This is a genomic window from Streptomyces sp. 4F14, from assembly GCF_048159485.1.
Classification (GTDB): domain Bacteria; phylum Actinomycetota; class Actinomycetes; order Streptomycetales; family Streptomycetaceae; genus Streptomyces.
Genome location: NZ_JBLRVY010000377.1, coordinates 1 through 321 on the forward strand (window position 1 = coordinate 1; position 321 = coordinate 321).

Sequence of the window (321 nt, forward strand, 5' to 3'; positions counted from 1 at the left end):
ACCCGCGCCAGTCCAAGGGCCTGGAGTTCGACTCGGTGCTGGTGGTGGAGCCGGGGCTGTACGGCACGAGCGACCTGTACGTGGCGCTGACCCGGGCGACGCAGCGGTTGGGGGTGCTGCACACGGGTCGGCTGCCGCAGGCGCTGGCGTGACATCGCCGAACGCCGGACGGGCATGTCCCAGCCCGTCCGGCGTCTGAGGACGGAACCCTCGCCGCGGGGGAACGGGGCCCCGGCGGACCGGGACGGCGCGCGGGGCCGTACGACTCAGTGCCGGTAGAAGATCCGGTCCGCGTACTGCGTCATCACGCGGCCGTTCCAC

1 protein-coding gene is annotated in these 321 nt (G+C 73.2%); it reads left to right on the plus strand.

Annotated features, from left to right (window positions below; translation table 11 throughout):
- Window positions 1–152 (plus strand): ATP-binding domain-containing protein (locus ACLZOT_RS51190; RefSeq protein ID WP_416976143.1); only part of this gene is annotated, 152 nt, incomplete at its 5' end.
- Window positions 153–321: the final 169 nt, after the last annotated feature.